Origin of the sequence: Treponema primitia ZAS-1 (assembly GCF_000297095.1) — a bacterium.
Taxonomy (GTDB): Bacteria; Spirochaetota; Spirochaetia; order Treponematales; family Breznakiellaceae; genus Termitinema; species Termitinema primitia_A.
Genome location: NZ_AEEA01000029.1, coordinates 65,739 through 79,655, shown reverse-complemented (window position 1 = coordinate 79,655; position 13,917 = coordinate 65,739). Strand labels below are relative to the sequence as shown.

Below are 13,917 nucleotides of genomic sequence, written 5' to 3'. Positions count from 1 at the left end.
GTAAGTAATTACGATTGCGTCTGACACGACTCGAACGTGCTACCTACGGATTCGAAGTCCGTCGCTCTATCCACGTGAGCTACAAACGCATTTGGGTGGATGACGGGGTTCGAACCCGCGACGGCCAGATCCACAATCTGGAACTCTACCCCTGAGCTACATCCACCATGATAGCCCTCCAATATTTGCTTAAATCGACGGGTTTTGTCAATACCGCAGAAACATACCCGCCAATGAAAAAAATCTCCTTAACCGGCCCCTTTGAAAAGCCGATATTCAATTAGAGGTATTGTATGACGGTCGATCAGTATTCTGAATGTGCGCTCATATTAAAGCAAGAGATTGAGCTGCTGGAGCAGATACGTGCCCTCCAGGATCAGGTAAAAAATGCGGTTACCAACCGGCAATGGACCGATTTTGAGGCGCATTTGGGCTCCCTGGCGGCCATTGGCGATGAATTTGAGGCGCTGGACCTTGAACGGATAGCAATTTTTACCAATTATGCCAAACAGCTCGGTTTTAACAACGAAGGGGTGGGGTTTTATAGCTTCGCCGCCCGGCTTCCGGAAGCGGAACGGCGGGAATTGTCCGAATTATACCGGCGTATCAAGATGAAGACCCTGGAAGTACGGTTTACCAACGATTCCCTTACGGATTACCTCAACGAAACCCAGGCTGTTGTAAGCGGATTCCTGGAAGAAGTTTTTCCGGACCGCAGGGGAAAGATATATACCCGGCAGGGAACCCAGATTTCACCGGATATGCGGAGTATGGTACTGAACCAGAGTCTTTAAGGAGGCGTTGCCATGACATCTACCTTTGCGGGTATTGAAATAGGAAAGCGGGGGGTTATTGCCCATCAGCAGGCGCTGAATACCACGGGGCATAACCTTTCCAATGCCTCCACCGAAGGATATTCCCGGCAGCGGGTAGAAATGTCCGCCTTTGAGCCCATTTACCTCCCGGGACTGAACCGGGAGGAGACCCCCGGCCAGATTGGCCAGGGAACGGTGGTCGAGCGGATCGAGCGGATCCGGGACCAGCTGCTGGACCAGCGTATCATTGCCCAGGCTTCCGGAGAGGGGTACTGGAGTACCCGCGACCCCTATGTGCGTATGATGGAACAGCTCTACCTTGAGGTAGGCGATAATTCCATGCGGAGCGGCATGGATGCCTTCTGGGATTCCTGGCAGGAACTTTCACAGTACCCCTCGGATACTGCCCCCCGCCAAGCGGTGGTTGAGCGGGGAAGAACCCTGGTTGACGCCATCCACGAACGGTACAAGGGGCTTAAGGGTCTCCAGGATATGGTAGACCAGGATATACAGCTTACCGTGGGACGGGTGAACGATCTGTCAAAACAGATAGCCGGTCTTAACCGGGATATTCAGAAAATCCGGGCCCAGGGTGATAACCCCAACGATCTGCTGGATCGCCGGGACCTTCTGGTTGATAAGCTCTCTTCCATAATTGACGTTACCGTGGACAGCAGAGACCCCGACGAGTTTATGGTCCACACCGCCGGGTATATCCTAGTGCAGGGAAAAATAGGCCGCCAGTTTGATCTGCAGCAGGGGATTGAAACCGAAGGCTACTCCCGCATTGCCTGGAAGGACACCGGAGACGAAGCGCACTTTGCCGGCGGAAGCCTCGCAGCGTTACTGGATCTTAGGGATACTACCATCCAAGGCGAAATACAGAACCTGGATAATATGACCATGAACTTTGTGGATCTGGTTAACGAAGTACACCGTGACGCCTATGGCCTTAACGGAAATACGGGGCTGGATTTCTTCCAGGAATATCCCTTTGTTACCAACCTTAACGGAAACTACGACCGGGATGGGGATGGGACCTTTGATTCCACCTACATCTTCCGGATAAACGGTATCAATCGTCTGGAAGGCCAGGCCCAGTTGGGCTTTGAAGGGCAGATTACCCTGAGCGGCGCCGATGGGGATGTGCAGATTCCCTACTACCCCACGGACACGGTTACTGAAGTAATTGCCCGGATAAACAACGCCGGTGCGGAAGTTGTGGCCCGGCTCAACCGGGAGGGATTTCTTTCTCTCAAGGGAAGTACCGCAGAGGGCTGGGACAATCCCGACTTCGTTATCCGCCACATCGAGGATTCCGGGTATTTCCTCACCGGTTATGCCGGGCTCATAAATGACCGGGGGCCCGAAGGCGCCTATGACTGGGGCCGGGCGGACGCCATGACCGCCCTTTCCGGGGGCGTGCAGAAATACTCCGTAGCGCCGGTGGCCCATCCTTCCGGGTGGATCGATTTGAACCCCGCGCTGCTCCGGGATCCGAATTCTGTAGCCTCAGGGTTCGGCGCCAATGGCCGGTCCGCCAATCCCGGAAACGGAGAGGCCGCCCTGGCAATCGCCGCCATCAGGAATACTCCGGTGATGGTGGGAAACCAGAACACCTTTGATGATTACTTCGCCGATTCCGTAGGCAGAATTGGCCTTTTGGGGGAGCAGAGTAACCGCGCATTGGAAACCCAGAACCTTATTATGAAAAATCTCCGTGATATGCGGGAGTCAATTTCCGGGGTCAATATGGACGAGGAACTTGCCGCGATGATCAAGTACCAACACGGATATGCCGCCGCAGCGCGGTTCATCACCACGGTGAACACCCTGCTGGACACTATTATTAACAGGATGGGGGTATAATAAACCATGAGACGTGTTTCCACTGATATGCCAAACACCGACGTGCAGTACTATCTGCGCCGTCAGGAACAGGGCCTTAATGATATGCAGACAAAGATCGCCAACCAAACCAGGATCAATGAGCTCCGGGATGATCCCCTGGCTGCTGCCCATGCGGTTCGTTACGATTCCTACCTAACCCGGTTAGAGCGCTTTGAGAAAAACACCCTCTACGCCCAGGGTCACTACCGGATCACCGATGATTATATGAAGCAGGCCGTCGACGTACTGCAGCGGATTCGGGAGCTTTCGGTACAGGGTTCCAACGGCAGCTATGCGCCGGAGGATCTCCGGTACATGGGCCAGGAAATAAACGAGCTTATGAAGGAACTGGTTTCCATCGCCAACGCCAAGGGCAATGACGGCAACCAGATCTTTGCGGGGGACAAGGCCTTTACCGAGCCCTTCCGCATCGTGGAAGGTACCATCCCCAACGGCGGGGAGAACATGGTAGTCCGGGTTGAATACCGGGGCGCCGGGGCTGCCAGGCGGACCGAGATTACCGAAGGCGCGTATGCCAAGCTGGATATGGGGGGCGGGGAAGTTTTTTGGGCCGAGCATATGCAGATCTTCTCCAACTTTGACGCAACCAATTACCGCGTTACCGAACCCGGCGCATTTTATATTGACGGTGAGGAAATAAACGCCGGCCCCGGGGATAGCCTTCCTGCCATCGTGGCAAAGATTAACGAATCTGCTGCGGCGGTTAAGGCCTACATAGATCCGGTAACCAAGGGTATTGCCCTTGAGGGCACAAACCCGCACCTGATCCGCCTGGAGGACCGGTTTGATTCACGGATACTGCAGGATCTGGGGCTCATCACGAATTCCGGCGATCCCGGCGCTCCCAACTGGCATCCCTCAGCCCGGGTTTCCGGCGGTTCCGTCTTTGATATGGTTATCCGTCTGCGGGACGGGCTGTACCGGGGGGACGCGGAATTTGTGGGAGGCCAGGGTATAAGCGGCATCGATCTTGCCTTGGCCAATATGGAAAGCCGGCTCGCCGAGGTAGGCAGCCGGCAGGAACGGGTGGAAGCCACCTGGCAGCGTCTGAACAAGGAAATACCCGATGTGGCCGCCGCCTTTGCCCGGGAAGCGGGCCTGGACTTTACCACCGCCGCCACAAATCTGGGTATGATGGACTTTGCCCACAAGGCAGCCCTGCAGACCGCCGCCAAGGTCCTGCCCCCAACGCTGTTAGATTTTCTACGTTAAGTAAGAGGAGTGTTATTGTGAAGGTCGCAACAAAATCATATGGCCTGATTGAAGTGGATGAACGCCAAAGGATAAGCTTCCCCCTGGGGATCCTTGGTTTTGAGCCGGTTAAGGAGTACATACTCCTGGATGCGGAACGGCAGCCCTTCTATTGGCTTCAGGCTCTGGACGTGGAGCAGGTAGCGTTTATCCTGATTAATCCATTTCTGTTCAGGCCGGATTACGAATTAGACATCAACGATGAGGAACTGCAGGACATCGGTTTATCCGGTCCGGAAAAGGCGCTGATTTTTTCTGTGGTAACCATACCGTCCGATGGAGGTCCCATGACCGCCAATCTCCAGGGGCCCCTTATCATCAATCGGGAAACCCGGTCCGGTAAACAGGCTGTACTAACAGATCCCCGGTGGAAGACCAAACACGACATTATGAGCGAGCTAGCCACCGCGAGGAAGGGGCCATGCTGATACTATCCAGAAGGCTCAACGAAAAAGTAATGATAGGCGACGATATTTCCATATCGATTATTGAGATCCGCGGGGATCAGGTACGTATTGGGGTGGACGCACCAAAAACAGTAAAAGTGTTTCGCCAGGAAGTGTTTGACGCCATCAAGGCGGAAAATAAGGCTGCTGCGGAATCAAAACCGGTATTTCCGGAACTTGACTTCGGCGCCACCCGGGATCCGGACGCCCTATAGAATCCCCTCTTATTTGTCCTTATTTTTCTCAAAAAGATCATTAAACTTATCGGATGCGGTATAGAAGGTATCCAGTAAGGCGGGATCGAAATGGGTATCCTTTCCTTTCATCATCATATTGATCGCCGTGGGATGATCAAAGGGGGGTTTATAACTTCTCCGCATCCGAAGGGCATCGTATACATCCGCAATCGCCACAATCCGTGCGGCCAGGGGGATCATATTCCCTTCCAAATGGAAGGGATACCCCGATCCATTCCATTTTTCATGGTGGCTCAGGGCAATTTCCTTGGCCATGGGGTTTGGATAGGTTGAAAGGATAAAAGCGCCGTTCTTTGTATGCTCCTGCATTACCGACCACTCCCAGTCCGAAAGGGGGCCTTCCTTATTAAGGATATCGTCGGGGGTACCGATCTTTCCTACATCGTGCATGGATGCCAGAAGCCCGATATTGTCGATAAAGTCCGCGTCCACCCGTTCATACCCCGGCCTAAGGTGCAGTTCCTCCGCGAGACACCGGGAATAAAGGTTTACCCGGGAGATATGCTTCCCCGTATCGTTGTCCTTCAGTTTTGAAGCCTCCAGGAGACTGTTAAAAACACTGCGCAGGAGTTGGCGGTTCTCCTCGGTTACATCATCAAACATCACCACAAATTCTTTGGGATCCGTGATATTCAGTTCCGCCGGGAAAATGTAAACCTTAGCCTGTACAGTTACCATATTCCGGGACTTTATCCGGGCTTCCCCCTTCCAGGAATACCCATTTTCCCCATTGGTTACGATACTCCGAATCTCCCGTATATCCTTAAGGTCAAAGGATTTCCCAAAAACATCGATAAAATTATTTTTCTGGAGATGCTGAAAGGCGGAAAACAATTTTTTAGAACCCGGATTGGCGTAGAGTATTCGTAACTGATGGTTAATAATCAATACGGGGAATACACTCTCTTCAAATAACGCAACCGACGATACAAGCGGTGCAGTTACCTCAGAGTCATCATTAAGAAGATTATCATCACTTAAGGTTTCCAATACTTCAAGAGGTTCCAAATCTTCGGTATCTGACATAAAAACCCACTATATTTTATTTAGCTTTAAAGGTTAATTCAGCGTCACTCTTGCGTAAATAAAGGGGACCTGAAAAGACCTCCTGCGTTGCCTCTACTATATCCATTTTTTTAACAATGTCCAATAGCTCCCGGGCTTTTCCCCTTTTCCCCAGGGGATCAACAAAAAACCGGCTCTGGTCAAGGGAACCATCGAAAAGGGGCTTAAGTCTTTCCAATACCATCTCCGCCGCCGGACCGGTAATCATCACCGGATCGTCCCTAACCGCGCTTGCGCTAAGGGCCTCGGCAATTTCCTCCGGGGAAGCGTCCCGGTATGCCCCTTCCCGCAGCCCGCCTCTATACAGGGCGGTAAAAAAGCGGCCCTTCTTTGCGTCCATTGCCGGGAGGACTATCCCCGGCCAGGCTGCCTGGGACGCGGCCATGCAATCCAGGGTTGGCGCCGAAACCATGGGTATGCCCAGGGAAAGGGCCAGACCCTTGGCCGCCGCAAAGGCTATACGAAGCCCCGTAAAGGAACCGGGGCCCTTCATACAGGCCGCAAGCTCAAGGTCTGTGGGTTCAAGGCCGGCGCTGCCCAGCAAATGGTCCACCACATCCATGAGCAGTTCCCCATGGCGCAGCCCGCCATCCACCTCAAAGTACCAAACATCGGTCCCTGTGGCAAGGGCAACTGATAATACCGCGGCGGATGTGTCCAGGGCAAGTATATTCATCTCAAGGTTCCTCCAGGTCAATACTGCGCCGGCCATGGTCAAGCAGGGCAATCTCAATAATAATCGCTGAAGGGGGAATTGACAGGGGGAGACGTTCGCTCCATTCAATAACGGAAATCCCCTCGCCATAGATACACTCATTACCCCCCAGGGCTTCAAAATCATCATCTCCCTTGAGGCGATAGGCGTCAATATGATAGAAGGGTAGGGAAGGGCTATTATTGCCCGTGCTGTATTCGGAGATAATGGTATACGTAGGGCTGGTTACTTCTTCTAAAATGCCGAGACCCCGGGCAATACCCTTGGTAAGGCAGGTTTTTCCGGCGCCCAGACCACCTCTTAGGGCTACAATGCTGCCCTTTTTGAGGCCCCGGGCGATCTTTTCCCCTATGGACATGGTTTCTTCCGGAGAAGAAGAAACAAACCTAACCAGGGAGGCCCCCGTTTTCGTCCAAATCCGTTATAAACTGTTTTAATTCCCGCATCAGCGGAACCAGAGGATAATCAACCGGTTCGGCAATGGTAACAGAAACCTGATTCAGTCCGGTGGGCATGGTTTCAATGGTAAAATCAATGTTCCTGTCTACGCTTTTGCCCACAAGTTCAAGTTCAAGGATCCCGGTGAATAATCGCCGGTAATATATGGGTACATCTTTCCTTACGATATCTCTGATTTGTTTAATCTTCATCCCACCCTCTCTTTGTTTTAATTCAATTAAATCCGGTCAATCGTCACTGTATTCAAATACCATAGCGTTAATAGAATTCTGGGTCCTGCGGGGCATTTTAATAAATTTCATATGGATTGTTGCGTACATACCTCCCCGGTTAATCCTGAGAATCTGTCCCAGGGCAGCCATGGATGGGGAATTGCCATAGGCAAACTCTATTTTAACCCTAGAGCCTGGCTGTATATTCGCAGAGCTTCTAACAGAACACCCGCCTATGGAAATATCCATAATGGTTCCGGAATAACGGTGTTTATCCAGGGTCATCTTTTTCACTATCTTCCGGCGTACCTTCGTCTCCGTTACCATAACCAGGGAAAAATTGCAGTTGGTAGAGGTTTGCCTCCGCCGGAACCTGCGCTGAACCAGGGGCTTAACCCTGGCGGCATGGGCGAGCTTTAAAGCCGAACCCTTGGGGGTTTCTGAGACACCGAGTATTTTGCTATCAAAGGAATAACCCTTACTTGACTTGGTAAAGAATGAAAGGGAAACCCTGGAGCCGTTGGGGAATTTTACCGGGCTGCCTAGAGAGTTTTTTGGACTATCAACCAAAATCGAATCTCCCTTGGCATTGATTACCCTAATCTGGTAGGTTTCTCTGCCCACCGCAAGCATTGCCGCCATATTCGCCGGTATCTGGCGGGTTGATGTAGCGGTGGCAGTGGTATTTTGTGTAGCCTCAATAGAATTTCTCGTGGAAAAGAGAAGGGCTATCCGCTGCTGAACCACCGCTTCATCATCCGCGCTGTTTTCAATACGCTGGTACGTTCTCTTAAAATGCTTATCCAGAAGAGGAGTACTCTGTATCACCGAAAGGGGATCCGTTACCGCATCGTTTCTAAAAACATCCTCCAGCATCTTTCTCTGGGACTTATCCAGCCCGTAAGAATTGGCTATTCTCCGTATAGCGAAGACGCTGAACCGGCGCGGCGCTCCGGCGCCTTTTCGGTTTTTGACAAGGCCGGTGATTAGTAAAAGAAGGAAAAGCCCCCCAAGGAGCCCCCCTATAATCGGAGCTGTCCAGGGATTATCTTCACCTGAGGATTTAAAATAAACCATGCCATCTTGAAGAAGATAGAGCCCTAAAAACCCCCGGATAACCATATCCGGTACCTCCTATGCGGCGGCTGGGGTTTTTATAGCCGAATAAAAGGTCCGCAACCGCGGCGCCAGTTCATATTCCGCCAGATCCCCTACTAAAACCGCATCTTTTACTTCGTAGGCCGCCAGCAATTCCTTCAAGGCGGCGCTAAAATCGTCGATAAATGCGTTAAAAGGCATAGTATCGATTGTTATAGTATCGGTAATTATACCTTCCAGTTTTAGTAAAGAGAAGAGCCTAAAAAGCTTTTCAGCAATATTCGAAAAAAGTTGTACCGTTTCCGCGGCCCGGCTATCCTTACCGGTTTGAATATCCAGGGGCAGATCCTCAAGCCGTTTCGCCGTAGCCTCCACCAGGCTCTCCAGGCTGCTGAGTTCCAGCAGGGGGTCCCGTAGTTCCCGGAGCCGTTCGTCCACCAGCGCCGCAAGGGCGGCGGCGGCCAGGCCTTCTCCCCGGAAGCTGCGGCTTATGCGGTCAAATAAATCGGGGATCCGTTCCGCCAGGAAGCTTGCCGAAGGGCTTTCTTCCCATTCCCGCTGTATACGGCGCTGATCCTCAAAGGAGGCGTTTCCGTAGGCGCTAATATCCTGCTGAATATCCACCAGAGCTTCTGCCATAAGCAGGGGGAGGCCGGTGGTCCGTATGTCCAGGACTTTTATGCCCTCCAGGGGCCGGTCAAATGCATCATTTATGGAAGCGGCGTTAATAAGCTCGCCGTTTATACTCAGCCCGCTCAGGGAATACCCCGATCCGGCAAGCCAATCCCCGATACCCCCGAGGAGTTCCCCAATGTTTTTTTCTTTTTCAAGCACAATATCCGCGGGTTTCCCGTCAATTGTAATTACCATTTCTTACCTGCTATTATTGCTGTTTGACTGCTGGCTAAACTGATCCAAGGAAGTGGACATCCGTTCCATACGGGTAAAGGCCCCTTCCATTTGGCCATACTGTATCTTGAGGGAGGATTCCTTGCTGGCAAGCTGTCGGTCCAGGGTTTCCATCCGCCGCTGATCCTGGTCCACCCGGGAATCGATAGAGCTTGTTTTAAGGCTGATAATCCCCCCGGTCTCCACGTAGGGTCTGGCAAGGTTGTCTATGGTATAGGCCAATCCGGAATCCACCAGCAGATCCCCGTCACTGTCAAAACCGAAGAGCTGCCGTATCCGGGGAATCTGTGTTTCCAGGGCGGAGTCCAGAATTTTTTCGTCAATCTCAAGGTAGCCCCGCAGCCGGGAAGCATCGTAACCCGAGGAAGCGCCGGAACGCCGCACATCGGTACCCACGCCGATCTGGGAAAGTAGTAAGGGCGCGTCCGAAGTAGGGTAGGGCGTTGTGGCAGCCCGCTGGAGGGTATTTTTAAACTGGCTCAGGGTTGAATCCCCGGAGAAGGTACCAAGCCGCTTTCGGTAATTCTCCTGCTCCTCCGTGGTGAGGTAGCTCAGTTCCTGGATTATCCGATCGTCGTTCCGGGTTAAAATATTCACCTCCGCCATAAGGCGGTTATAATTCCCCACCAGGGAGATAACGCTGTCCTTTATCGCTTCCCGGTCGGGCTGAACCCCAAGACTCACCGGTCTGTCGGAGACAGTCCTGGGGGTAATGGTGACCCCGGGAATAAGATCGTCGATATTATTGCTTGGCCGTTTTATCTCGATACCGTCCATGGTGATAATCGCATCCGATGCAAGGGAAACGGGGTTATGGGCCTTGAAGCCCCCCCCGGTCGCCTGGGGATCGTAGATCCGGATATTTTTGATGGACACATCCCGGTGGGTATTACCATTTACCAATTCCATGGAAACGATGGTCTTATCCCCGGCTATATCCTGAAGCCGGTATTGGTAGGACTTAAAATCTTCGGAATCCGAAATGGGCGGCAAAATGGTAGTAGTTCCATCGGAATAGTTAAAGGTTAAAACCCCAAAGTCATCAACCCTGGGCGGGATTGGCGGAGGGGTCCAGGGGGGGAGGGGGGCCGATGAAAGGTCATTTTCTATGGTTATACCGCCATAACTCGCCGACCCCGTAGGGGGAAGCTCCGGGCCCGTAGGCGGCTGGGGTATGATCACGGCGCCATTCCTCTGTACCACCGTGGAGGCCTCAAAACTTACAACCAGCTCCGGGGAAGAACGAATAGCCACGCCGGGGCTTATAAACGCCCTGCCCCCTGCGTTGACACTGAGGATATTGTTTTCAAGGGATATGAGCTTGGGATCCGAATTACGCCCCGGCTGCACCGTGGCATCACTCAGGGCAAAATCGACCCGGGTATCGTTTACCCGCTCCGCCATGCCAATACCTATGGCCAGGGTTTCCGCATCTTCGGAAAAGCCCAGGCGGTTCTTTTCCCCGGTTACCAGGGATTCTATCAGCAGGGATCTAGTTCCCGGTTCAACCTGGATAAGGCTGGCCTGTATTTTTTCCTTTCCCCGCCTGTTTAGGGCCTCGGTAAATTCCCGGAGGCTGCCCCCGCGAAATGCAAAGGAGATCTGATCTTCCCCCACGGAAAAATTGTATGTTCCGTTGGGTATCCGGTAATTTTCCTCAAGGGGGGAGGATATGAACCGGTCCGCTGCGGCGACCTGCTTTACCGTAAAGCGATGGTCCTGCTCCGTTGCTTCCCGGGTGGCGATGGCGCTAATTACCGAATCGTCCTGGGAAATAACTATTCGTTCGTTAAAGGGGTTTTGAAAAGAAAAAAGGAGCCTGGCGCTGTCCCGCAGGGTACCCATGCGCCGGCCCATCTCCTGCCAATAGGTTTTTTCAGTTTGGAGTGTCTCTACACGCCTTTCCACGCGGTCCCTGGGAACACGCTCAACCTTCATCAGGTCATCAATGAGTTTATCGGTATTAAACCGGCTTTTTACTCCGGGCACATAAATATCGGACATACCCCGCTTGCTTCGGTAACCCTACACTTTTTCGTCGAATAAGAAACCGATGGTCTCCTTGATGTTATTATGCAGTCGTTGCAATTCTTCCGGTGGAAGTATCTTAATTACCTTATCGGTTTCGCCGTCGATGACCTTGACGATTACCTCATGGGACTCGTGGTCTACTTCGAATTTGAGCCTTCGATTTAAGGCCAGCGTGACCCGTTCAAGATCCGCAACGGTAGCTCCTATATCCACGGAAGCTTGTTCCACTGGACTCCGATTTCCCGGCAGGGTTGATTCAAATCTTTCTATTGCAGCGGCATGGGCTGCCGAAGCGGCCTTAGACGCACGAATCTGCGGGAGTTCCTGCTGGGGAATTACACCCCGAGCGGCTAATACAGTACCCATATAGGTACCTCCCAAAAAATATACATAATCTTCAAATTAAGAGAAGATCGTGGCTTTCAAAAAAGGGCGGAGAAGGGCGCGACTTCCCCGTCCAAGCAATCTTAGGATTGCAGCAATCAGCAATTGCACGCTTCAAAAGACGACGTCCAGAAGTCTCTCGTAACGCCTCACTGGTTATGAAATATTAGCCAAGTGGGCCCTAGCCCAAAAGCTGTAACACCGACTGGGTCTGCACATTGGCCTGGGCCAGCATAGCATTCCCCGCCTGGGACAGGATCGAATCCTTGGTAAAGGCAACCATTTCGGTCGCCATATCCGCATCCCGCACCCGGGATTCGGAGGCTTGGAGGTTTTCCGCTGCAACAGCGATTCCTTCCGCGGCCATTTCAAACCGGTTCTGATACGCGCCAAGATCAGCTCGCTGCTTGGAGATTAACTTCAATGCAGAATCGATTGAGCCGATAGCCTGATTGGCTTCCTCAGGGGAGACGATGGAAATATTCCCGTCCTCGCCCTGGGTGTTCTGTAAACCAAGTGCCTGAGCGGTCATGGTACCGATAAAGATCTGTTCGTTCTGATCCATATTGGCCCCGACCTGGAGCTGCATAATCCGGTTAACGGATGAATTCTGGGCAAAGGACCCGGTGAGGATGTTCATCCCGTTGTATTGAGCATGGCTCGCTACACGGTTGATTTCATCGACCAACTGGGAAACCTCAACCTGAATCTGCATACGATCCTCATCGGTATAGATACCGTTGGCGGACTGTACGGACAGCTCCCGCAGACGGTGCAGGATATCCTGGCTTTCCTGAAGGTAACCTTCGGTAACCTGGATAAAGGACACACCGTTCTGTATATTGCGCTCAGCCTGGTTCAAACCCCGGATCTGGCCCCGCATTTTCTCGGAGACCGCGAGCCCGGAAGCGTCATCGCCCGCCCGGTTAATACGCTGACCTGAACTGAGCCTTTCAATGCTCCGTTGTACATCGGCCTGCGTAACCCCAAGTGTGCGATTGGCAAACATGGCGCTCATGTTGTGATTAATAATCATATAACCCTCCTTGCGTTGGTAAGTATGGCTTTCCTTTGCCATACTCGAACCGCACGATAAGTCGCTCCGGAAGGAGGTTCGCGCCATTCCTCCCGGAACTTCTTTGTACGGAACGAAGCGGTTATCCCGGGTTACACCGGTTTAAGGGTGTATAAACTCCGTTATAAACGATCCGTACCGCCGTGCGCATGCGCTAAACGCGCCAACGAGGGTCTTTTTGTCAAAGAACAGGGTTGGGGGCGTCCTATCCTAAGACAGAACACCCCTTTCAGTTATAACTGTAATGTCTTATTGGAGAAGTTGCAAGACCGAGGTAGTCCGCTGGTTCGCCTGGGCCAGCATGGCCGTTCCGGACTGGGACAGGATCTGATCCCGCATATAGCTCACCATCTGGTTAGCCATATCGGTATCCCTGATCCGGGATTCCGAAGCCTGCATGTTCTCCGCTCCAACGTCCAGGCCGACAATGGCGTGTTCCAACCTGTTCTGGTAGGCGCCCAGGTCTGCCCGCTGCTTATTGATGAGTTTGATGGCAGCGTCCAGGGTCCCGATAGCCCGATTTGACTCTTCCGGGGACTGCATGTCCATAAACTCGCCGTTTCCGATATTGCGGAGCCCAAGTCCGAAGGAGGTCATGGTGCCGATAAACACCTGCTCCCGCTGATCCATGTTGGCGCCGATATGGAACCACATAGAGGCGGTGACCACGTTGTCCCCCACCTGGTGGGCGAAACGGCCGGTGAGCATGTTCATGCCGTTGAACTGGGCATGGCTGGCAATCCGGTCGACTTCGTCAATGAGCTGGGAAACTTCCACCTGGATCTGCATACGGTCTTCGTCGGTGTAAACACCGTTGGAAGCCTGTACCGCCAGTTCCCGCATACGCTGGATAATGTCCTGGGTCTCCTGGAGATATCCTTCGCTGGTCTGGATAAAGGAAATGCCGTTTGCGGCGTTTGCGGAAGCCTGGTTGAGCCCCCGGATCTGGCTGCGTAACTTTTCAGAAACCGCAAGCCCGGAAGCGTCGTCTCCCGCACGGTTGACACGAAGTCCGGAAGAAAGCTTCTCCATGGACTTGGTAAGGTTATTTTGGGTAACCTTGAGGGACCTGTCCGCAAACATAGCGGATAGGTTATGGTTGATGATCATATCATCCTCCTTGATAATGTCTCCCAATGCATCCTTGCTTTGGGTTGGTTAGGATCTAAAAGTCTTAATACTCCTTACCATTACCAGTTTCGGTAGAAAACGGCCTAAACTTTAGCTTTTTTTGATCCGTGCTTGTATATGTCAATTTTATGGAGTAAACTTCAAAAAATTGTAGAATA

General features: G+C 52.4%; 15 protein-coding genes and 2 tRNA genes. 5 read left to right on the top strand and 12 right to left on the bottom strand.

Annotated features, from left to right (window positions below; translation table 11 throughout):
- Positions 1–15: 15 nt before the first annotated feature.
- Positions 16–89 (bottom strand) — tRNA-Arg (locus TPRIMZ1_RS0104310).
- 5 nt (positions 90–94) lie between these two features.
- Positions 95–166 (bottom strand) — tRNA-His (locus TPRIMZ1_RS0104305).
- Between the two features lie 127 nt (positions 167–293).
- Between TPRIMZ1_RS0104305 and flgN the strand changes: the two genes are divergently transcribed.
- Genes flgN through csrA form a run of 5 tightly spaced genes read left to right on the top strand, consistent with a single transcriptional unit; the run spans position 294 to position 4,638 of the window.
- Positions 294–794 carry a flagellar export chaperone FlgN gene (flgN, locus tag TPRIMZ1_RS0104300; RefSeq protein WP_010255581.1) on the top strand — a complete coding sequence of 167 codons (501 nt, stop codon included), beginning with the start codon at positions 294–296 and terminating at the stop codon, positions 792–794.
- Between the two features lie 12 nt (positions 795–806).
- Positions 807–2,684, top strand: coding sequence for a flagellar hook-associated protein FlgK (flgK, locus tag TPRIMZ1_RS0104295; RefSeq protein WP_010255579.1), 1,878 nt, complete (start codon positions 807–809; stop codon positions 2,682–2,684).
- A gap of 6 nt (positions 2,685–2,690) precedes the next feature.
- The gene (locus tag TPRIMZ1_RS0104290) at positions 2,691–3,938 is read left to right on the top strand and encodes a flagellar hook-associated protein 3 (protein WP_026043516.1); all 1,248 of its coding nucleotides are present in this window, start codon (positions 2,691–2,693) and stop codon (positions 3,936–3,938) included.
- Between the two features lie 17 nt (positions 3,939–3,955).
- Positions 3,956–4,405 carry a flagellar assembly protein FliW gene (gene fliW / locus TPRIMZ1_RS0104285; RefSeq protein WP_010255574.1) on the top strand — a complete coding sequence of 150 codons (450 nt, stop codon included), beginning with the start codon at positions 3,956–3,958 and terminating at the stop codon, positions 4,403–4,405.
- Positions 4,399–4,638: a carbon storage regulator CsrA gene (gene csrA, locus TPRIMZ1_RS0104280; protein ID WP_010255571.1), complete on the top strand. Its 240-nt coding sequence runs from the start codon at positions 4,399–4,401 to the stop codon at positions 4,636–4,638. Before fliW ends, csrA begins: the two co-directional genes overlap by 7 nt.
- A 9-nt stretch (positions 4,639–4,647) precedes the next feature.
- Here csrA and TPRIMZ1_RS0104275 read toward each other — a convergent pair whose 3' ends face one another.
- The 10 genes from TPRIMZ1_RS0104275 to TPRIMZ1_RS0104230 form a co-directional block, all read right to left on the bottom strand.
- Complete coding sequence (locus tag TPRIMZ1_RS0104275) at positions 4,648–5,706, bottom strand: HD-GYP domain-containing protein (protein WP_010255567.1); 1,059 nt, start codon at positions 5,704–5,706, stop codon at positions 4,648–4,650.
- Positions 5,707–5,722: 16 nt separating this feature from the next.
- Positions 5,723–6,421 (bottom strand): tRNA (adenosine(37)-N6)-threonylcarbamoyltransferase complex dimerization subunit type 1 TsaB, encoded by a 699-nt coding sequence (gene tsaB, locus TPRIMZ1_RS0104270; protein WP_010255563.1) that lies wholly within the window; start codon positions 6,419–6,421, stop codon positions 5,723–5,725.
- A 1-nt stretch (position 6,422) separates the two neighbouring features.
- Positions 6,423–6,854, bottom strand: a complete 432-nt coding sequence (gene tsaE / locus TPRIMZ1_RS0104265) for a tRNA (adenosine(37)-N6)-threonylcarbamoyltransferase complex ATPase subunit type 1 TsaE (RefSeq protein ID WP_026043515.1) — start codon at positions 6,852–6,854, stop codon at positions 6,423–6,425.
- Positions 6,847–7,110, bottom strand: coding sequence for a hypothetical protein (locus TPRIMZ1_RS0104260; protein ID WP_010255559.1), 264 nt, complete (start codon positions 7,108–7,110; stop codon positions 6,847–6,849). The genes tsaE and TPRIMZ1_RS0104260 overlap by 8 nt, the downstream gene beginning before the upstream one ends.
- A 36-nt stretch (positions 7,111–7,146) precedes the next feature.
- Positions 7,147–8,253: a flagellar brake protein gene (locus TPRIMZ1_RS0104255; protein WP_010255558.1), complete on the bottom strand. Its 1,107-nt coding sequence runs from the start codon at positions 8,251–8,253 to the stop codon at positions 7,147–7,149.
- A gap of 12 nt (positions 8,254–8,265) precedes the next feature.
- Positions 8,266–9,099: a hypothetical protein gene (locus TPRIMZ1_RS0104250; RefSeq protein ID WP_010255557.1), complete on the bottom strand. Its 834-nt coding sequence runs from the start codon at positions 9,097–9,099 to the stop codon at positions 8,266–8,268.
- Between the two features lie 3 nt (positions 9,100–9,102).
- Entirely contained in the window at positions 9,103–11,142 is a 2,040-nt protein-coding gene (gene fliD / locus TPRIMZ1_RS0104245; protein WP_010255556.1) for a flagellar filament capping protein FliD, read from the bottom strand.
- A gap of 21 nt (positions 11,143–11,163) precedes the next feature.
- The gene (locus TPRIMZ1_RS0104240) at positions 11,164–11,535 is read right to left on the bottom strand and encodes a flagellar protein FlaG (RefSeq protein WP_010255554.1); all 372 of its coding nucleotides are present in this window, start codon (positions 11,533–11,535) and stop codon (positions 11,164–11,166) included.
- Positions 11,536–11,734: 199 nt separating this feature from the next.
- Positions 11,735–12,589 carry a flagellin gene (locus TPRIMZ1_RS0104235; protein ID WP_010255552.1) on the bottom strand — a complete coding sequence of 285 codons (855 nt, stop codon included), beginning with the start codon at positions 12,587–12,589 and terminating at the stop codon, positions 11,735–11,737.
- Between the two features lie 288 nt (positions 12,590–12,877).
- Complete coding sequence (locus TPRIMZ1_RS0104230; protein ID WP_010255551.1) at positions 12,878–13,738, bottom strand: flagellin; 861 nt, start codon at positions 13,736–13,738, stop codon at positions 12,878–12,880.
- Positions 13,739–13,917: the final 179 nt, after the last annotated feature.